This is a genomic window from Haloglomus litoreum (assembly GCF_029338515.1).
In the GTDB taxonomy this organism is placed as follows: domain Archaea; phylum Halobacteriota; class Halobacteria; order Halobacteriales; family Haloarculaceae; genus Haloglomus; species Haloglomus litoreum.
This window is the reverse complement of sequence record NZ_CP119988.1, coordinates 1848071-1866739: the sequence shown is the minus strand read 5'-3', so window position 1 is coordinate 1866739 and position 18669 is coordinate 1848071. Positions and strand designations below refer to the sequence as shown.

22 protein-coding genes are annotated in these 18669 nt (G+C 69.7%); 12 read left to right on the top strand and 10 right to left on the bottom strand.

Features of this window, described 5'->3' with window-relative positions:
- Window positions 1-18: 18 nt before the first annotated feature.
- Window positions 19-975: an ABC transporter permease gene (locus P2T62_RS09220; protein ID WP_276261103.1), complete on the top strand. Its 957-nt coding sequence runs from the start codon at window positions 19-21 to the stop codon at window positions 973-975.
- A 39-nt stretch (window positions 976-1014) separates the two neighbouring features.
- Here P2T62_RS09220 and P2T62_RS09215 read toward each other — a convergent pair whose 3' ends face one another.
- Together P2T62_RS09215 and P2T62_RS09210 are read right to left on the bottom strand one after the other, a co-directional pair.
- A complete protein-coding gene (locus P2T62_RS09215; RefSeq protein ID WP_276261102.1) occupies window positions 1015-1941 on the bottom strand; it encodes a DMT family transporter in 927 nt (308 codons plus the stop codon).
- A 92-nt stretch (window positions 1942-2033) separates the two neighbouring features.
- Complete coding sequence (locus tag P2T62_RS09210; protein ID WP_276261101.1) at window positions 2034-3074, bottom strand: NAD(P)/FAD-dependent oxidoreductase; 1041 nt, start codon at window positions 3072-3074, stop codon at window positions 2034-2036.
- A 304-nt stretch (window positions 3075-3378) separates the two neighbouring features.
- Here P2T62_RS09210 and dnaJ point away from each other — a divergent pair, with 304 nt between their 5' ends.
- The 3 genes from dnaJ to P2T62_RS09195 all read left to right on the top strand — a co-directional run bounded on the left by dnaJ (window position 3379) and on the right by P2T62_RS09195 (window position 7560).
- Window positions 3379-4533: a molecular chaperone DnaJ gene (gene dnaJ, locus P2T62_RS09205; RefSeq protein ID WP_276261100.1), complete on the top strand. Its 1155-nt coding sequence runs from the start codon at window positions 3379-3381 to the stop codon at window positions 4531-4533.
- Between the two features lie 88 nt (window positions 4534-4621).
- Entirely contained in the window at window positions 4622-5095 is a 474-nt protein-coding gene (locus P2T62_RS09200; RefSeq protein ID WP_276261099.1) for a hypothetical protein, read from the top strand.
- Between the two features lie 110 nt (window positions 5096-5205).
- Complete coding sequence (locus P2T62_RS09195) at window positions 5206-7560, top strand: S8 family peptidase (protein ID WP_276261098.1); 2355 nt, start codon at window positions 5206-5208, stop codon at window positions 7558-7560.
- Window positions 7561-7660: 100 nt separating this feature from the next.
- On the opposite strand, the gene P2T62_RS09190 is transcribed toward P2T62_RS09195, so the two are convergent.
- On the bottom strand, window positions 7661-8065 hold the full coding sequence (locus P2T62_RS09190) for a DUF4383 domain-containing protein (RefSeq protein WP_276261097.1): 405 nt from the start codon (window positions 8063-8065) through the stop codon (window positions 7661-7663).
- A 159-nt stretch (window positions 8066-8224) separates the two neighbouring features.
- On the opposite strand from P2T62_RS09190, the gene P2T62_RS09185 reads away from it, so the two are divergent.
- The 3 genes from P2T62_RS09185 (at window position 8225) to P2T62_RS09175 (ending at window position 9532) form a co-directional block, all read left to right on the top strand.
- Window positions 8225-8500 carry an ArsR/SmtB family transcription factor gene (locus P2T62_RS09185; protein ID WP_276261598.1) on the top strand — a complete coding sequence of 92 codons (276 nt, stop codon included), beginning with the start codon at window positions 8225-8227 and terminating at the stop codon, window positions 8498-8500.
- 100 nt (window positions 8501-8600) lie between these two features.
- Window positions 8601-8915 (top strand): DUF8036 family membrane protein, encoded by a 315-nt coding sequence (locus P2T62_RS09180; protein ID WP_276261096.1) that lies wholly within the window; start codon window positions 8601-8603, stop codon window positions 8913-8915.
- 143 nt (window positions 8916-9058) lie between these two features.
- The gene (locus P2T62_RS09175; protein WP_276261095.1) at window positions 9059-9532 is read left to right on the top strand and encodes a redoxin domain-containing protein; all 474 of its coding nucleotides are present in this window, start codon (window positions 9059-9061) and stop codon (window positions 9530-9532) included.
- Between the two features lie 161 nt (window positions 9533-9693).
- On the opposite strand, the gene P2T62_RS09170 is transcribed toward P2T62_RS09175, so the two are convergent.
- The 3 genes from P2T62_RS09170 to P2T62_RS09160 all read right to left on the bottom strand — a co-directional run bounded on the left by P2T62_RS09170 (window position 9694) and on the right by P2T62_RS09160 (window position 10816).
- A complete protein-coding gene (locus P2T62_RS09170; protein WP_276261094.1) occupies window positions 9694-9906 on the bottom strand; it encodes a hypothetical protein in 213 nt (70 codons plus the stop codon).
- Window positions 9907-10085: 179 nt separating this feature from the next.
- Window positions 10086-10364: a DUF7553 family protein gene (locus tag P2T62_RS09165; protein ID WP_276261093.1), complete on the bottom strand. Its 279-nt coding sequence runs from the start codon at window positions 10362-10364 to the stop codon at window positions 10086-10088.
- Window positions 10365-10420: 56 nt separating this feature from the next.
- The gene (locus P2T62_RS09160) at window positions 10421-10816 is read right to left on the bottom strand and encodes a universal stress protein (RefSeq protein WP_276261092.1); all 396 of its coding nucleotides are present in this window, start codon (window positions 10814-10816) and stop codon (window positions 10421-10423) included.
- 169 nt (window positions 10817-10985) lie between these two features.
- Between P2T62_RS09160 and P2T62_RS09155 the strand changes: the two genes are divergently transcribed.
- The gene (locus tag P2T62_RS09155; protein ID WP_420028421.1) at window positions 10986-11618 is read left to right on the top strand and encodes an METTL5 family protein; all 633 of its coding nucleotides are present in this window, start codon (window positions 10986-10988) and stop codon (window positions 11616-11618) included.
- 54 nt (window positions 11619-11672) lie between these two features.
- Here the strand turns inward: P2T62_RS09155 and P2T62_RS09150 are convergent, their stop codons facing one another.
- Both P2T62_RS09150 and P2T62_RS09145 read right to left on the bottom strand, forming a co-directional pair.
- Window positions 11673-13328: a rhomboid family intramembrane serine protease gene (locus P2T62_RS09150; protein WP_276261090.1), complete on the bottom strand. Its 1656-nt coding sequence runs from the start codon at window positions 13326-13328 to the stop codon at window positions 11673-11675.
- A 97-nt stretch (window positions 13329-13425) separates the two neighbouring features.
- Window positions 13426-14427, bottom strand: coding sequence for an MBL fold metallo-hydrolase (locus P2T62_RS09145; RefSeq protein ID WP_276261089.1), 1002 nt, complete (start codon window positions 14425-14427; stop codon window positions 13426-13428).
- Between the two features lie 167 nt (window positions 14428-14594).
- Between P2T62_RS09145 and P2T62_RS09140 the strand changes: the two genes are divergently transcribed.
- On the top strand, window positions 14595-15380 hold the full coding sequence (locus tag P2T62_RS09140; protein WP_276261088.1) for an SDR family NAD(P)-dependent oxidoreductase: 786 nt from the start codon (window positions 14595-14597) through the stop codon (window positions 15378-15380).
- Window positions 15381-15459: 79 nt separating this feature from the next.
- Here the strand turns inward: P2T62_RS09140 and P2T62_RS09135 are convergent, their stop codons facing one another.
- Entirely contained in the window at window positions 15460-15840 is a 381-nt protein-coding gene (locus P2T62_RS09135; RefSeq protein ID WP_276261087.1) for a hypothetical protein, read from the bottom strand.
- Between the two features lie 86 nt (window positions 15841-15926).
- On the bottom strand, window positions 15927-16520 hold the full coding sequence (locus tag P2T62_RS09130; protein WP_276261086.1) for a sulfite oxidase-like oxidoreductase: 594 nt from the start codon (window positions 16518-16520) through the stop codon (window positions 15927-15929).
- Window positions 16521-16721: 201 nt separating this feature from the next.
- Here P2T62_RS09130 and P2T62_RS09125 point away from each other — a divergent pair, with 201 nt between their 5' ends.
- The 3 genes from P2T62_RS09125 to sppA all read left to right on the top strand — a co-directional run bounded on the left by P2T62_RS09125 (window position 16722) and on the right by sppA (window position 18655).
- Complete coding sequence (locus tag P2T62_RS09125; RefSeq protein WP_254821871.1) at window positions 16722-16934, top strand: ribbon-helix-helix domain-containing protein; 213 nt, start codon at window positions 16722-16724, stop codon at window positions 16932-16934.
- Between the two features lie 105 nt (window positions 16935-17039).
- Window positions 17040-17318, top strand: coding sequence for a UPF0058 family protein (locus P2T62_RS09120; RefSeq protein ID WP_276261085.1), 279 nt, complete (start codon window positions 17040-17042; stop codon window positions 17316-17318).
- Window positions 17319-17662: 344 nt separating this feature from the next.
- On the top strand, window positions 17663-18655 hold the full coding sequence (sppA, locus tag P2T62_RS09115) for a signal peptide peptidase SppA (protein WP_276261084.1): 993 nt from the start codon (window positions 17663-17665) through the stop codon (window positions 18653-18655).
- The last annotated feature ends 14 nt before the right edge of the window (window positions 18656-18669 follow it).

Sequence of the window (18669 nt, the reverse complement as noted above, 5' to 3'; positions counted from 1 at the left end):
CGGCGCGGCGGCGCCACGATGAGCTACCTCCGGTTCCTGGCTCGCCGGGGCGCCTTCGCGCTGATCTCGACCTACGCCGTCGTCACGGTGATGTTCGTCCTCGTCGACCAGCTCGTCGAGCAGGAGCTGGCCGGCATCCTCGCCGAGGCACGGTACTACGGTGCGTCGCCCGAGGAGGTCCAGGAGATCAGGGCGTCGTTCCTGAGCGAGCGGGGGCTCCAGGAATCCCTCCTGCAGCGCTACCTCGACTGGCTGGTCGACGTGGTCACGCTCGACTGGGGCTACTCGTTCGCCTACGACCAGTCGGTCATCGCCGTGGTCGACGGTCGGGTCCCGACCACCCTGGAGTACGTCCTCCCGGGCGTGCTGCTCGCGGTGGTGCTGGGTGTCGCCCTCGGCCTGTTCGCTGCGCTCGACAAGGACGGCCTCCTCGACCGGTCGGCGCGGGTGACCACCTACGCCCTCCTCGGGGTGCCGGCGTTCATGCTGCTCATCTACTACGCACGGGCGTCCGAGGTGGGCCTGGGGAGTGCCTTCGGCGTCCCGCTGCTCGCGCCGGTGCTCCACCCCCAGGTGCTGGCGGCGCTGACGGTCGCGAGCAGCCTGCTCGCCGGGCAGGTCCGGTTCTCCCGGACCGCCGCCATCGAACGGACCGGTCAGAGCTTCGTCAAGATGCTCCGCGCCAAAGGCGTCTCCCGGCTCCGGCTGGCCCGCCACGTCCTCCGGAACGCCTCGCTGCCAATCGTCTCGCTGTCGGTGTCGGAGCTGCTGGCCGTGCTGATGCTCGACATCTACGTCATCGAGACCGTCCTCCCCATCGACGGCCTGGCCATCGCCAGCCTCCGGGCCGTCCGGGCCAGCGACATCCCGCTGGTCATCTGGACGACGATGGTGCTGGTGGTGCTGGGCATCACCGGCAACTTCCTGCAGGACGTCCTCTACGGCTACCTCGATCCCCGCGTCCGCGTGGACTGAGCGCGGGCAGACGGTGCGACCGTCCCGGGCGAGGGGCGGTCAGTCGCCGGGGCCTGGCACGGCACGAGAGGACTCGAGCAGGTCGGCCAGCTGGCGCCGCTTCAGCAGCGCGAAGCCGACGAAGACCACGACGAAGCCGCCGATGGTCGCGAGCGTCACCTGCTCGTTCAGGACGAGGATGCCGGCGACGGTGGCGACCACGGGGACGAGGTAGGCGACGAGGCTCGTCTCCAGCGCGCCGTAGCGATCGAGGATGGTGAAGTAGATGACGAACGCGAGTGCCGTCGAGAACACCCCGAGGTAGAGGATGGCGCCGATGGCCGTCGTCGAGAAGGTCGCAGCCGCGAACCCCTCGCCGGCCGCCAGGCTCGCTGCGTACAGGAGAACGCCACCCAGCGCCATCGACCAGCCCGTGAGTGCGGCGCTCCCGATGGTGGGCTTCGCTCGGTCGACCAGGACGCCGCCCAGCGCGACGAGGACGACCTGTGCGAGGATGTAGAACTCGCCCAGAAGGCTCGAGTCGAGCAGGTTGGCCGGGTCGGGCCGGACGATGAGGCCGACACCGACGAACCCGAGGACGATGCCGGCCGCGCCCGTGGGCGTGACCTGCTGGTCGAGCAACAGCAGCGCCCACAGCGTCGTGATGATCGGGACGAGCCCCTGGAGGATGGCCGCAACACCGCTGGGGACGGTCTGCTGGCCGACGAACAGGAGGGCGTTCGCACCGACCAAGAAGACACCGCCCGCGAGGATCGCCACGATATCGCGGGTGGCGGTCGGTAGGCGCTCGTCCGGGGCCGCGGTCACACCGACGTAGGCCAGCAGCAGGACTGCGGCGACGCCGTACCGGAACGCCGCGAACAGGATCGGCGGCAGGTCGCGCAGGCCGACCGTGATCACGGGGAACGAGAGTCCCCATGCCGTGGCGAGGGTGCCGAACAGGAGGACTCCGGAACGACGGGACACGGCGACAGGTCGGGTCGGCGACCGTATCAGTCCGTCGGAACCGGGGTCGTCGGTATCGGTCAGGCTGCCGTGAGCGGCCGGCGCGATAGCCCCTACAGCCCCTCGGCGATTCGCTCGCCGGTCTCCAGACCGTTCCGGAGGGCTGCGTGGAGTCGCGCCTCGCCCGCCACCCAGTCGCCCGTGAAGTGGAGGCCGTGCTCCGCCGCCTCCCCGAGCAGGTCGGTGTCGGCGCCCCCGTCGGGGAGCGCGTAGCGCCAGCCCTGGTGGTCGGTCCAGCCCGGGTCGGTGAGGTGGGGTTCGCCCAGCAACTCGGCGGTCGCGTCCGCGACGGTCGCACAGACCTCGTCGGGGTCGTCCTCGTAGTGCTCGGCCGACCAGGCCGGCGACATCTGGACGACCAGCAGCGACTCACCGGCCGGGACGTGGCGGTCCTTGCACTCCTCCCGCGCGAGCCAGCCGACGTCGTGCTCCTTGTCGACGTTGACGAGCGCGTACCAGTCGCGCTCCAGCGCGGTGTCGTAGCCCAGGACGGCCGTGACGATGCTCCGGTAGGAGACCGAGGCCGCCTCCGCCGCCAGCTCCGTCCGAAGCTCGCGGTCCCACTCGGCGTCCCGGAGCAGTTCCGCCGTCTGCGGCGCGGGGGGATTCAGCACGAGCCGGTCGAAGGGACCGTACGACCCGCCCTCCGTGTCGACCAGCGTCCACGTCCGGTCGCTGTTGCGCCGGACCGTCTCCACCCGTGTCCGCCGGTGGACGGTCGCGTCGGTGGCCCCGAACAGCCGCTTCGCGATCTGCGTGAGCCCGCGCTCGTAGCTCCACTTGTGCTCGTCGGCGTCCTTCCCCTCCGAGATGTCGCCGGCGGCGTCGAAGGTCCACACCGGCTCGGTCACGTCGACCAGCCCATCCGTGTCGAGCTCCTCCGTGAGCAGGTGGTTGACGCGCTCGTCCTCGGATTTGGCGTAGTTGGCGCCGTAGTCGTAGACGTACTCGTAGTCGTTCCGCCGGCGGGTGGCCGCGCGCCCGCAGACACCGCCCGACTTCTCCAGCACCGTCAGGTCCGCCTCGCTGTCCCGGAGCGCGTACGCGGCAGCCGCGGTCCCGGCCCCGGCCCCCACGAACCCGATTCGAGTCATGCGATTCGCTAGGGGCGGCCGCCGTGAAAGCGTTCCGTAGCCGGCGAGGCAACACCGGCAATCGGCACCGGCAGCCGACAGCCCGGCAGGGGACGGTTCGCCCACGGTACCATCGCTGCCGTCGGTGAACGGCCCCGTGGATACGTGGATATTGCCAGCACAATCGCATTATTTGGGTAGATAGCGATGAATATCGAAGATCAGACGATAATCGGGAGTCTCCATCACCGCGATGCGCGCCGCTCCGACTCGGCGCGTACCCGTTCCGTTCAAGTGTGGAAGTCGCATATCCCCTGGCAACGAGATGAGTGAGGACTTCTACGAGGTACTGGGGGTCTCGCGGGACGCAAGTGAGGACGAGATCAAACAGGCCTACCGGAAGAAGGCGGCCGAGTATCACCCGGACGTGAGCGACGACCCGAACGCCGAGGAGAAGTTCAAGCAGGTCAAGAAGGCCAAAGAGGTGCTCACGGACGAGGAACAGCGTCGCGCGTACGACCAGATGGGCCACGAACGGTTCGAACAGGCCGAGAAGCGCGGCGGGTTCGACGGCGGGCCCGGCGGTGCCGGCGGCGGGCCGTTCGGCGGCGGTGGCGGTGGCGACCCGTTCGGTGGCGGCGGGATGGGCGACATCTTCGAGCAGTTCTTCGGCGGCGGCGGCGGTGGCCGCGGTGGGTCCCGGCAGGGGGCCGACCTCCGCACCTCGCTGACCATCTCGCTCGAGGAGGCCTACGACGGCGTCACAAAGCAACTGAACATCACGCGCCCCGAGCGCTGCCCCGACTGCGACGGCTCCGGCCACCCACCGGGCGCGGACTCGCAGACCTGTCCGCAGTGCAACGGCCGCGGGCAGGAGACCACGGTGCGACAGACGGCGCTGGGCCGCATGCAGGAGACCCGGACCTGCCGCCGGTGCGAGGGTGAAGGGACGCTGTACGACGAGACCTGTTCGACCTGTGGCGGCGACGGGGTCACCCGCGAGGACGCGAGCCTGGAGGTGGAGATCCCACCGGGCATCGACACCGGCCAGACGCTCCGGATGGAGCGCGAGGGCGCGCCCGGCGAGGGCGGCGGCCCGAAGGGCGACCTCCTCGTGGAGATCGAGGTCGAGGAGCACCCCGAGTTCGACCGCGACGGCGCCGACCTCCACTACACGCTCCCGGTGTCGTTCCCGCAGGCCGTCTTCGGCGACACCGTCGAGGTGCCGACGCTGGACGGGAAGGTGGAGATGGACCTCGACGCGGGCGTCCAGTCCGGCGAGACGCGACGCCTCCGCGGCAAGGGGATGCCCCGCATCCAGCGCCGCGGGCAGGGGGACCTCCTGGTCCACGTGCAGGTCGTCACGCCGCGGGACCTGAACGAGGAGCAGCGCGACGCGCTGGAGGCGTTCGCCGAGGCCTCCGACGAGGACCTCTCGGTCGACCAGAGCTTCTTCGAGAAGATCAAGAGCAGCTTCTGAGGCCGCCGCGTTCCCGCCGCTTCACTTCCGCTCCGGTCCGCCCGCGAATTTAACCCTGATGCGGCCCACAGCATCGACGAGAGGGCCCATGAGCGAGCAGTCGGACGCCGACCCGGACCTGTCGTTCTCGACCGCGGCCGACCTCCGGGAGGCGGCCGACACGGGCGCCGACCGCGACGCGGCGGAGGACGCCTTCTCGGACCTGCACCACCCCGAGCGGACGTTCCCGCGGGCCGGCGGGATGCGCTACGAGGGGGCGACGGTCATCGAACTCACCCCCCGGAGCGGCCCGACGGAGGAGGCCGAACTCGTCGCGCTCGCGGAGGCGGTGCTCTCGGCCGATCGCTACCGGGTCGGGGACTGGTTCGACCTGCCGCTGCCGGTCTTCCTCGTCCATGACGACGAGACGGGCGACACCTACCGCGTCGCCGTCCGGGAGGACGCCATCGAACTCCACGTCCGCTCGGAGACGGGCGCGGCCGGTCTCCGGGCGTTCCACGAGCGCCTCCGCGAGACGGGCGACCGGCGAGGCGGCTGGCAGGTGGCGAGACGGACGGATTGAGGGGCGGTCCGGCGACCTCACGCGGTCGGCACCCGCGGAGTCGTCGCGTGACCTTTGGACGGTTTCTCGAATTTCTTCATGAGGGTGTGTCCGTAGCGTAGGCACAAGCGATGACTGACCTGAACAGGCGGAGTTTCGTCAAGGCGGCCGGGGCGGCCGGGGCGGGCGCCGCGTTCGCCGGGCCGGCGGGCGCGACGACCGTCGCCGACGCGCTGGACACCGACGGGGGGCGACAGGAGGTCATCGTCGTCCTCCGCGACACCGACGACCAGTCCCTGCTGGACGAGTTCGACCTGCCGGTCGGCCGGTTCGACTACGAGGTCCTGCCGATGTCGTGGACGGAGGCCGACGGCGACCAGATCGCCGCCCTCGCCGAGCGCGAGGCGGTCCGATACGTCAGCGACACGTTCGAGCTGGAGTACTTCAACGACGTCGAGTCCCGCGAGTCGATGCACGTCGAGGCGGTCAACGCGGCCGCCGACTTCGCGAGTGCCGAGTTCAACGGCGAGGGCGTCGACACGGTCGTCATCGATTCGGGCATCGACGGCTCCCACCCGGACTTCCAGGGCCGCATCGTCGGCAACTACGAGTACGTCGACGAGCCGTTCGGTGACCGCGACCCCGAGATGTGGGTCGACATCGGGCCGGCCGACTCCGACGACATCGGCCACGGGCAGCACTGCTGCGGGACGGTCGCCGGTGACGGGTTCGCCTCGAAGACCGAGGGGACGGGTCCGTACGTCGGGATGGCCCCTGCGGCACGGCTGTCGGCGTACTCCGTGAGCCAGGCCGTCTACCTCCCGTACGCGGTCGGCGCGTGGGACCACATGCTCGCCCGGAAGACCGACGAGAGCGACGACTTCGATCCCGTGGTCTGCTCGAACTCCTACGGTGTCGCCCGTGGGAGCCGCTACAACCCGCTCGATCCCCTGAACGTCGCCACCTGGGAGGCGTTCCAGGAGGGTGTCATCCCGGTGTTCGCGATGGGGAACAGCGGGCCCGGCGAGGGGACCGCCTCCCGGTACGCGAAGGCCCCGCACGTCCTCGGTGTCGCGGCCAGCCGGAAGGACGAGACGGTCACGGGCTTCTCCTCGCGGGGCCGGAGCGTCGGCTCGGAGCTGCCCGGCGCGACCGAGACGGTCGATGACCGGTACCACGACCGGCAACTGCTCCTGAACAACATGACGCGGTACCACGCGCTCACCGGCGACGGCCGCCTCATCGTCGACCAGGGGACCCTCTCGGGGACGCTCGGGCCCGGGTTCAGGGACCCGGCAGGGGGCACCGGCGTCGACCAGGACAGCGGCGTCGTCACCCATCAGCTGCGGATGCCGGAGGGCGACGAGGACGTCCTGGAGGGGACGCTCTCGCTGACGCCCGACGGCCAGCAGGTGACCGTCTCCTTCTACACGAACTACGGCGAGGACGACGAGGAGCTGCTCGCGCGGATGGGAGAGGAGCCGGTCAGAATCCACGAGGACATCGCGCTGGACGTACCCGGCGGCGAGCCCGTCACCGTCGAGTTCGACCCGCAGGTGACCGCCGCCGTCCAGTACGAGTTCGACTACCAGGTGTTCGACCTCGTCCAGGTCGACCCGGACGACATCAGCCAGACCGACATGGGCGCGTTCCGTCCGCTGACGCTGTACCGGCCGGGCATCCTCACCCACGGGAACAGCGTGATGTCCACGTTCGACCCCGAGGACGCGCTGGCGCCGCTCTCGACGGGTGACGGGGAGCCGTTCTACGGCCGCATCTCCGGCACGTCGATGGCGTGTCCCGCGGCCGCGGGCATCGCGGCGCTCGTCATCGAGGCCGGCCGGTCGGCCACGACGCCCGCGGCCCCGGATGGCCTGGAGTTCGTCGGCCACGAGGACGCCGGCGACCCCGGCACCTTCGGCCCGATGGACGTCATCCGGACCATCGAGGCGACGGCCGACGAGAGCGCCGACGGCTACACCGTCGCCAACGCGGGCCCCGGGCACGTGAACGCCGCGGCGGCGGTCGAGCGCGCGGCGAACGGGAACTTCGCGACCGCGGCCGAGGCCCACGACAACCTCGTGACCGGAACCGGCGACGGCGGCTCCGTGACCGCGAGCGGGGGGCGTGCGGACGACGGACAGGTGTTCACGGCCGGCGGGACGGACCAGGTCGAGGTCACGGTCGAGAACCCCTCCGAGGACGTGACGGTCTACGACGAGATCCCGGCCTCCTGGGACGTGGCCTCGGACCACCCGTGGACGGAGACGGAGGACGGCGCGCGCAAGCGCGTCGAGCTCGGAACGGTCGCGGCCGGCACGGGGGAGACGACGTTCACCTACTTCGTCGAGGCGCCGGACGGCCCCGGCGGCACCAGCGAGTACACCTTCGGCCCCGCGACGGCCGAGACCGACGACGCCACCACGCAGGTCGCGGGCACCGAGACCAACTACGTCGTCGGTGTGAGCACCGGGGCCCCCCTCTGAGGACGGTCGGCAGGCCCATTGCCCGTGGTCGTCCGTCCGACGGGACGGCGCGACCGCTCACCCGTGTGGGACCCACGAGGTGATGGGGCCGTCAGCCCCGTCAGGAGTCACCGAGCGCGAAGCCGACGGCCAGGAAGACGACGGCCAGCGCGAGGTGCAGGAAGTTGTCGGCCGTGTTCAGCGCGATGAGATCCGCGAAGAGGTCGAACAGGGCGAACCCGAGGATGGTCACCAGCAGGTAGACCACGCCGAGTGCCTTGTTGTACTCCGCAGCGTACTGCCCGCCGGCGTAGTACCCGGCCACCAGCCCCGCCAGGCCGGAGAGGAGGTGGATGGCGTCATGGAGGTAGTTCCGACCGAAGATGATGAGTTCGCCGCTCGCGCCGCCGAGTACCGGGCCGAGCACACCCACCAGGGCGAGCACGGCGCCGAACAGGACGGCGACGATGGTCTGTGGACTGTCCCCGATGCCGCCCGAGGTGCTGGTCTCCGTTGCTTGCGCCATTGCGTGTGAAGGGGTCCCGCACTGGTTGATTAGGATTTCCCGGACTGCGACGGAGATGATGCCCAACTCCCCCCAAATTTGCGCGAAACCGGCGTTTTTAAACCAATGTGAGGGCGGTATCCGGTGCGTTTAGGAGGGAGGCACGTGCGAGAGGGAACGATGGAGGGCGTGCTCTGGTACGTGCTGACGGGGACGCGTGGCGGGTCGAACCGCGCACGCATCCTCAGAGCCCTCGACGAGCGCCCCCGCAACGCGAACAAACTCGCCGAGGCGCTGGACCTGGACTACAAGACGGTCCGTCACCACCTCGACGTGCTCAAGGAGAACGACATCGTCCGCGACACGGGCGACGATTACGGGGCGGTCTACCTCCCGACGGACCGTGCCCGGCAGAACTGGGAGACCATCGAGGAGATCATCCGGAACGCGCTGTAGCCGCCAGTAGCACGGCCGACGACCCGGGCGTCGTGGAGTCGGGCCGGATTTGGGAAAACGTATACCCGGCGACGCAGACTAGCACCAGCAGAGACAGAGAATGGCCTCGGCACTCGTGGACGCGGTTCGTCTGCTGACCGTACTGAACCTGTTCGTACTGCTGGGTCTCGCCGCGGTGTGGGGGCGGAACTGGTGGGAACTGCGCTCGAAACACGCCTTCGGCCTCCTGCTGTTCGCCGTCCTGCTCATCGGCGAGAACGCCCTCGGGGCGTACCTGTTCCTCCTCGACCCGACCGTCTCGGCCTGGATCGGCGACCCGAAACTGGTGCCTCCGCCGGCCCAGTACGCGATGGCCGCCTTCCGCGCCCTGGAGTTCGTCGGGCTCGCGTTCCTCTCCTGGGTCACCTACGACTGAGGCCACGGGATCCCTGCGACCGAGGCCACCGGTTCGCCACGACCGAGGCTGCTGCTGGCGCCCGTTCTCGCTCTCTCGGGGGCACTCGGGGTGGAAGATGTTCGCGGCCAGTCTTTTCCGTCCGACGGCCCTCCTCTCGGACGATGGTATCCGAAGGCGACCCGGCACCCACGTTCACCGCGAAGTACGGCACGAGCGACCACGAACCGTTCGACCTCGCGGCGGTCGTCGGCGACGGCCCCGTCGTGCTGGCGTTCTTCCCCGGCGCGTTCACGCCGCCGTGCAGCAACGAGATGGTGGCGTTCCAGAGCCGCCTCACCGACTTCGAGGACGCGGGCGCGACGCTGCTGGGAGTCAGTGCCGACTCCCCGTTCTCGCAGGGCGCGTTCCGCGAGGAGCACGGGCTCGAGTTCGAGCTCGTCAGCGACATGGCCCGGGAGGCCATCCGGGCCTACGACCTGGAGATGGACATCCCGGACCTCGGCCTGCACGGCATCGCGAACCGGGCCGTGTACGTCCTCGATGAGGAGGGGACCGTCGCGTTCGCCTGGGAGGCCGACGACCCGACGAACGAGCCGGACTACGAGGCGGTGCTGGAGGCCGCGCGGGGAGCGTAACCCGAACGCCAGAGCCCATCGGCTCCGGCATACATTACCGAGCGAATGCCGAGATAGATATCGTAAGACGGAGTATGGTTGATTATATTCGCAATTATGGCGTAATGAGTCTCGGTGTGGGGACACCGTTTCACGGGCGGTCTCGGGTCCCGCTCACGCGTCTACCCGGAGGCGACTGCTGAGCCGAGGAACCGGTATACCGAGACGAGAACCCGGGCCAGAAGTAGTCCGGCGCCGCTCCAGAACAACACCATCGAGAGTCTGGTGTCTCCGAGAACAAGCGTTTCGGGAGTGAAGACTCCGAGAACCACGAACGCAAGCCCGAGCCAGAACACGTCGCTCCATCGAGACGGCTCGGCTGGGGGCTCGGCCATACCGGACTGTGAGCTATCGGGACAATGAACCTGCCTACCGAGGAGTTCGGTCGGGAACGGGGCGAAGTAGCACACCGTACCTCGGTGCTGGACGCACCGTCTCCACTCGGCGGGCGGTTCCCACCAGCTGTCGAGGGGGCCCGGGACCAGCCAACCAGGCTCGTGTGAGGGGCCCTCGTTCAGACGCCCTCGACCGTCTTCCGGAACTCCAGCACGTCCGCGCGGGCCTGCCTGATGGTCTCGCCCGTCTCGCCGCCCACCTCGTCGGCCAGTTCGTTGAGCTTGTACATCACCGTGTCCAGCGCACCGTGGTCCGGGCCGGTATCGCGCTCGGCGAAGCCGGCGACCCGGTCGGCGATGTTGCCGAGTCGCTCGGCGGCCTCGCCCTCCGTCTCCTCGGCGGCCTCGGCGATGCGGTCGCTGGCGGTACGCAGGTGCTCACGCGGGTCGTCGCTCATGCGCGGCGGTTCCACGGAGGCGCCTAAAACGGTGTCGCTCGACCGGGCGGGCCGCGTCAGACCGGTTTCGTCAGCGGCACGACCACCGTGGGGCGGGTCGTCTCCAGCAGGAGGTCCTGCGCGGTCGAGCCGAACACGAGCTTGCCCGTGGGCGAGCGCTTCCGGATGCCGATGACGAGTTCGTCGATGTCGTTCTCCTCGGCGAACTGGACGAGGTCCTCCTGCGGGCTGTTCCCGCGGATGAGCTGGTGGGTCTCCACGTCGTCGAGGTGGGATTCGACGTACTCCGTCGCCTCCCGACCCTTGATGACGTCCTCGTCGCTCGTGTCCTCGCCGCCTGGAAGCGAGTTCACGACGGCCACCGAGTCCTCGTCTCTCAGTTTCCCGTCGAGGTAGTCGACCAGCTGCTCTGCCGTCTCCTTCGAGTCCACGCCGACCAGATAGCGCGTCATACGTCGTCGCAACTCGGGGCTCGTATATAAAAACGGGCGGTGATTGACCGGTACTGGGAACGGTCCCGCCCGGCCGGTCGCGGATGCGCGGTGGAAATACGGCAACGTATTTGTATATCTGGCAGGAATTGCCGTCCGATATGCGCCACACATCGGGCGGGTGGCGAGCGTGACCGAGACGCGGCGGCGGCTGGCCCAGGAACTCGGCGTGGTCGCGGGATTCGAGGACCCCGTGGCGGCGCTGGAGCAGTACCACACGCCGCCCGACCTCGCCGCCCACATCGTCCACGTCGCGGACCTGCGGGGCGACATCGAGGACGAGACGGTCCTCGACCTGGGCTGTGGGACCGGGATGCTGGCGCTGGGCGCGGCGCTGCGCTCGCCGGCGCGCGTCGTCGGTGTCGAGCTGGACGCGGCCGCGCTGGTCACCGCCCGACGGAACGAGCGCCGGGTCGGTGCCCGCGCCGACGTGGCCTGGGTGCGCGGGGACGCCACGCGGCTCCCGCTCTCCCCGCCACCGTGTACGGTCCTGATGAACCCGCCGTTCGGCGCGCAGGACGGCAACGAGCACGCCGACCGCGCGTTCCTGGCGGCGGCAGCCGAGGTCGCGCGGGTCTCCTACTCCGTCCACAACGCCGGCAGTCAGGAGTTCGTCGAGTCGTTCGCCGCGGACAACGGCGGCGAGGTCACGGACGCGTTCCGGGCGGAGCTGGAACTGCCCAACCAGTTCGACCACCACGAGGCCGAGGCGGGCGTGGTCGACGCCGAGGTGTTCCGGATCCGGTGGCGCGGTGGGGAGTGACGGACCACGGCCCCGCAGCACCCTCGGTCGTCACGTCCCGCAGCACCGCACCGCTCAGTTGTAGTTCTCCCGTCGGGCGACCTGCACCCGGGTTCCGTTGCGCGAGACGTAGAGCGCCCGCTGCTCGCGGCTGATCCGGAGCCCACCGACCTCGATGCGTGTCCCGTTGGCCGGGACGGGCGCGCGTCCGAGCTGCTCACCCGCCCGCGTGACGTTGACCGCGAACGCGTTGGGGTCGTCCGGGCGGTCCGGCAGCGGCCCGATACTCACGTTCCGCCCGGCCACGGTCGGGTCGGCCCGCGCGCGTTCGGAGCGGTAGGCGAGCCGCCACGGCTCCCCATCGACGCGCAGCCGCACACGGTAGGCCCGACCACCGCCGACCACCGACCAGCCGGTCCGGTTCACCACGACCGTCCGGCGGTAGGTCGGGCCGCCGACCCGGATGCGGCGGGTCCCGTCGAAGGCGAGGCGGCGCTTGCTCACCTCCTCCCACCAGATGTTGCGCTGCTCGCTCACGACGATGGCGCCCGACGCCGTAACGTTCGAGGTCTGGACCCCGGGCACGTCGAAGGCGGTGACGAACCGGTCGGGCACGTCCTCGGCGTAGTAGACGGTGTAGTCACCGGCCTGGACGCCCGTGGCGTCGTCCAGTCCGCTCCCGCCGTCGGCGATGGCGAGCAGGTTGTACGGCACCGCCACGACCGAGAGCGCGACCAGCGTCGCCACCAGCAGGCCCAGGGCGGCCTCGCGGCGCGAGAGGTCGATGCTGGCGATCAGGTCGCGTGCGGTGGCGCCCGCACCGCTCGCCACGAGCGCCGCGACGAGGAACAGCAGTGCGACGCCCGCGGCGCGGTAGAGGACGAAACTGCCGCCCTCACCGAACGTGTAGACGGCCCAGAGCCCGCGGTCCACGGCGAACAGCAGCGCCGCGACCCAGACGAGTGCGGGCGAGGCGCCTTCCCGACGCCGCGCGAGGACGAACGCGCCCAGGACGACCCCGAGGAAGAAGCCGATGGCGTGGCCCTGGATGGCGATCTCGGCCCAGTAGGGGGACGAGAACGACGGGCCCGGCGTCGTGGTCAGCGTCGGCTGCCGGATCGCCCGGTAGAGCAGGTTGAGCAGGTCGCCCCCGACCAGGAGTCCGACCACGCCGAGCGGGTAGCGCACCAGCGCGAACCCGGCGTAGGCGAAGACGACACCCGAGAAGCCGATCACCGGCCCCAGGGAGAACGCACCCATGAAGACACCGGCCAGCAGCGTGGCACCGACGAACGCGGCGATGCGCGCTCGCGGGTCCTCGCGGAGCGACCGGAACGTCTGGCTCCCTCGCCCGGTCGGGAAGTGGCTCCAGGCGTACTCCGCGAGGACGCCGAACGTGAACGTCCCCAGGAGGTTGCCGATGAGGTGGCTCGGGCCAGAGTGTGCGAACCCGGCCGAGAGGATGCCGAGCGGGTAGAAGTACGACCACGCGCGGTACGGGACGACGAGCGGGCGGAACCAGTGGGTCAGGCCGTCCTGCGGGACGAGATAGAACAGCACGACGAGCGCCGCGACGACGAGCGTCCCCCACGGGACGCCGAGGACGAACCGGGAGCGGAGATGCCGCCCCCAGCGACCGCCGGGGCGGGCCAGCGCGTAGAGCACGGCACCGGAGACGAGCGCGGCGACCGCGATGAGGAGGTACCAGACGGGTGGTGGTACGGCGGCCATACCCGGCCTCCGGCGGCCGACGGATTAACTGACGGGGGTTCCGTCACGACGGGCGCCCAGGGTGGGAGAGACGGAACCACGGTGTCCCTGCTGGAGCTCAGGCCGGGTCGTAGTAGCGGACGCCGTCCTCGACGGTCGCGACGACCTCGCCCTCGGATTCGAGGTGCGCGAGGGCACTCATCGCCTCGGGGAGGAGGTAGCGGACGCTCCGGTCGTCGCCGGCGATGCCCATCGCGACGCCCGGCACCGTTCGGACGCCGGTCGCGACCTGTTCACGGACGCCGTCGAGGCGTCGCTCCAGCGAGCCACGGTCGCGCTCGACGACCCCCGCGAGGTCGTCGTGGACCGGGCCGTGATCCGGGTAGACGTGGTCGGGCGTCGGGTCGAGGGCAGCGAGCCGGTCCAGGCCGCGTCGGTAGGCCGCGAACGCCTCGCGGTAGCCGTCGTCGAGGCCGTCGTGGATGAGGACCGGACGGAACGGCTGGATAGCGGCGTCGCCCGAGAACAACGCCCGCTCCCCGTCGATATCGGCCGCGTAGACGAGGTGGTCAGCCTGGTGCCCGGGTGTGTGCGTAGCCGTCAGGTCGAGGTCGCCGACGGTGAACGTCTCACCCGGGTCGACCCAGTGGTCGACTGCCGTCGGCGGGAGCAGCGAGCGGTCGCGCTCCAGCGATTCGCGTGCCATCTCGACGGCATCGTCGAGCTGGTCGCCGGAGAGGCCGGCCGCCGAGGCGTTCGTCCGGACGCGTTCGGCCAGTGCCTCGGCGTCACGTGCGAACCGCTCGCGGACGCCGACCGGCGCGTGGACCGTCGGGTCGGCGGCCTCCAGCACGGCGGGAATCTGCCCGATGTGGTCCACGTGCGGGTGCGTGAGGACGAGATGCTCGATGTCGGCCACCTCGTGGTCGTACCGGGCCAGCCCCTCGCGGAACGCCTCGCCGTGGCCGCCGACCCCGCGCTCGTCCGGCATCCCCGCGTCGACGAGCACGGGCCCCCCGGCGTCGACGACGTAGCAGGCGACGTGGCCGGGCGGGAACTCGACCTCGAACTCGACGCGCCCGACGGAGTCCGTCCCGGCGCGCAGCCGACTCTCATTCATTCGTTGGAAACTGACGACTCGTTCCAATAAGGCTTCGCCCTTCGGTCCGAAATGGAGGTAGACGTGCCGAAGCGACCGTTCCCGAGCCACGTTCATATCTCCGCCCCCGGACAGCCATGGCGCACCTTTATTAACGAATGGTGTCAAGACTGCGACCGCAATTACCAATGGTAAACGTCAACGAGCGGTTCTCCGTCGAGGGGCAGAACGTCATCATCACCGGATCGAGTCAGGGCATCGGTCGCGAGACGGCCGAGCAGTTCGCCCACGAGGGAGCCAACGTCGTCGTCACGAGCCGGTCGCAGGAGAAGATCGAGGAGGTGGCCGACGGCATCAACGACTCCGAGGCCCCCGGCCGGGCAATCGCGGTCGAGTGCGACGTCCGCGAGCGGGAGTCGGTCGAGGCACTCGTCGAGGCCACCGTCGAGGAGTTCGGCAGCCTCGACTCGATGATCAACAACGCCGGCGCCTCGTTCATGGCCGGCTTCGACGACATCTCCGAGAACGGCTGGAAGACCATCGTCGACATCAACCTCCACGGCACCTTCCACGGCGCGCAGGTCGCCGGCCAGCGGATGCAGGAGCAGGGCGACGGCGGGACCATCATCAACTTCGCCTCCGTCGCCGGAACCGAGGGCTCGCAGTACATGAGCCACTACGGGGCCGCGAAGGCGGCGGTGGTCAACCTCACCGCCTCGCTGTCGGCGAACTACGCCCCCCACGGCATCCGCGTGAACTGCATCGCCCCCGGCCTCGTCGGCACGGCCGGCGTCGCCTCGCAGATGGGCATCAACCCGGCCGACGTGGACCGCGGGGACGTCGACAAGGAGATGGGCCTCCCCGAGGAGATCGCCGACCTCACCCAGTTCCTGGCCAGCGAGGCCTCCTCGTACATCGTCGGCGAGACGATCACCGCCCAGGGCGTCCCCCCGCTCGAGGACTCGAACATCTGAGTCGGGCGCCTCGCCCCCGGAGACATCCCCGGAAGCAGCCGACCGCCCACGCCCGGACGGCGCCCCCGGGCCCTGCTCGCTACTCCCGTGCGACCCGGTAGTAGGTCCGCCGGCCGTCGGCGGTCTCGATGGTCTTCGACTCGACGCGGCCCTCGGCCTCCAGCTCCTCCAGCGCCTCGCGGATGTCCCCCGAGCGCCGGAAGACCGTCCGGTTGACGCGGCTCAGGAACCGCTCGAACATCCCACCGTCGTCCGGCGCGTCCGGGCTGATTCCGTCCGGGTCCTCGCCGGCGACGGCGTCCCCGGCGACCTCGCGGGCGTACACCTTCGCCAGTTCGTCGGCCGTGTACGCGCGAGTGTCGTTCAGTTCGAGGTACTCCAGCAGCTTCTCCTTCACGTGGCCCCCCTCGCCACCCTGGTCGGTCCGACCGGCGTCCCACTCATCGGCGTCGATGGGCATACTCGCGTCTACTGGTCTGATGGATTTATGTCTCCGGGACGACCCCGGCGGGCGAGAAGAACGCGCCGGCCGGCCACGCGCTCGGGCTACGCGTACCGGTCCTCGCTCCATGGGTCGGCGGTGACGGAGTAGCCACGCCGCTCCCAGTAGCCCCGCTCGGGGTCCGTGAGGAACTCGACGCCGGTCACCCACTTCGCGCCCTTGTAGGCGTAGCGGTGGGGCGTCACGACCCTGAGCGGGCCGCCGTGGTCGGCGGGCAGCGGCTCGCCGTCGAACGCCCAGGCCAGCATCGTCTCGCGGCGCATGCAGGCCTCCAGCGGGAGGTCCGTCGTGTAGCCGTCCGCCGCGTGGAACATCACGTGGACCGCATCGTCCTCGACGCCGACGGTCTCGGCCAGTGTCGGGAAGGTGACGCCGGTGAACTCGCAGTCGAACTTCGACCAGCCGGTGACGCAGTGGAAGTCCTGTCGCTGCGTCTCGCTGGGGAGCTCCTGGAACTCCGCGAACGAGAACGTCGTCGGCTCCTCGACCGCGCCCCACACCTCGACGCTCGGCTCCTCCACCGCGGGCGTCCCCGACTTCGAGAGGACGGGGAACGCGCTCGTCTCGCGCTGCCCCGGCGGCAGCCGCTCCTCGCCGAACTCGCGGTAGAGCTCCGTGACGTCAACGATATCGCCCATGAGGACCCTCGGCGCCAGACCCCCGTAGGCCTGACGTTCGCGGGACGAGACCTATCAGCGACGCCGCAGTTCCTTCCGGAACGACAAAAACATCCACCCACACCACAAGCGAAAGTTCGCAGAGCACCGCTCGGGTTTGTCGGAACCGGTACCTGCCCCGCCAGGTTTAAATCACCGTCCCTCGAATCCCGAGACAATCAGATGCCGAAGGTACAAATCACCGTTCCTGAACACCTGGAGATGCAGATCGCCCAGCTCGTCGAGCGCGGGGAGTTCGTCAACCGTGAGGAGGCCATCGAGGACCTGCTCTCGACCGGAATCCGCGCGTACAAGACCAGCGGCCCGATGGAGGACGAGGACGCCGGCTTCGAGGACGACGGCATGATGGGCCACGAGGACGAGTACGTCTTCTGAGACCGACAGCGGCGACGAGCAGCCCTCCGCGTGCCCCTGCCCGCGGTAGCCCGTGGTATCTCACCCCGCGCAACTGTTATGTCGGCGTGCCGGCAACACGCTGCCATGCACAAGGACGAACTGCTGGAGCTCCACGAACAGATGGTCTCCATCATGGGGACGTTCGACGACATGGACGACGTCGACTCGAGCGTGTTCGAGGAGTACAAGGGCCTGGACGTGACGCCGAACGACGTTCACAAGTCCAAATCCGAGCACAAGCACGCGGTGTTCGTCCTCGGGAACGCCCTGGCGAAGGTGATGAGCGAGGACGAGTTCTCCGACGCCGGCCGGATCGGCAAGCGGATGGAGGAACTCGCCGACGACGCCGAGCGCAAGCTCTGAATCGCGGATTATCTGTTTATGGAGCACGTTCGGTACGAACCCAACAGATAAACAGCCAACCTTTATATCGATCAACTAATTCTCGGTATTCTCCCTCAGACTCAGATTCGTATAGGAGGACGGGACCACCGGGCCCGTGACCTGACAGGAGTCGGTGAGTGGCTCGTGGAGTGCGGCGCCACCCCTCGCCGTCGGCACCGTGGCGTCGCCTGTCCGCCACCGACGGTCGGGTGTCTTTAACCCCGGCGGGGGCGGAGGGGCGGTATGGATTCGTACGGGAGCCGCCCCCCGTCGGAACGGGACCCATCGTCGGTCCACGGAGGGATCGCATCGTGAACGACCGGATGACAGGGCTCGCCCGCGCCCTGGTCGTCGCGGGCCTCGCGGTGGTGAGCGCGGTGGCCGGCTACGTCCTGTTCGTCAGGTTCCCCGGCACGCTCGCGGAGTTACTGGGCGTGGTCCTTGTGCTGGTGACGGTCGGTGCCGGCCTCCGGTTCGGGAGCCGGCTCGCCGGCTCGCTGTTCCCGACGTACAACGTCGCGGAGGTGGCGGTCGAGGGGCCCATCACCCGGGACGGCGGGAGCAGCCCGCTCCCCTCCGGCCCCACCACGCCCGGCGCCGACGACATCGTCGAGCAGATGGAGCGGGCCGACGAGGACGACGCGGTCGACGCGCTGCTCGTGAAGCTCAACACGCCGGGCGGCAGCGTCGTGCCCAGCGACGACATCCGGCTCGCCGCCGAGCGCTTCGACGGCCCCACCGTCGCGTACACCACGGACACCTGCGCCAGCGGCGGGTACTGGATCGCCTCGGGCTGTGACGAGCTGTGGGCTCGCGAGGGCTCCGTCGTCGGCTCCATCGGCGTCCGGAGCCCACGGTTCACGGCGACGGGGCTGCTGGAGAAGCTCGGCGTCGAGTACAGGCAGTTCGTCGCCGGGGAGTACAAGGAGGCCGGCTCACCGTTCACCGACCTCGACGACGACGAGCGCGACTACCTCCAGGGCATCACGGACGAGTTCTACGAGACGTTCGTCGAGACGGTGGCCGAGGGACGCGACCTCGACGAGTCGTTCGTCCGCGACACCGAGGCGCGGGTCTACCTCGGCTCCGAGGCCCGCGACCTCGGGCTGGTCGACGAGCTCGGAACCCGGGTAGACGTCGAGGAGCGCCTCGAGACGATCCTCCGCGAGGACCCCCAGGTACGGACGTTCGAGCCGAGCCGTGGCTTCAACGTGCGCCTCCTGGGCGCCGCGCGGAGCGTCGCGTACGCACTCGGCCATGGCCTCGCCGACGCGGTCACGCCCGACGACGAGGTCGAGGTCCGGGCCGAGCGGTGATATCCCGACCCGGT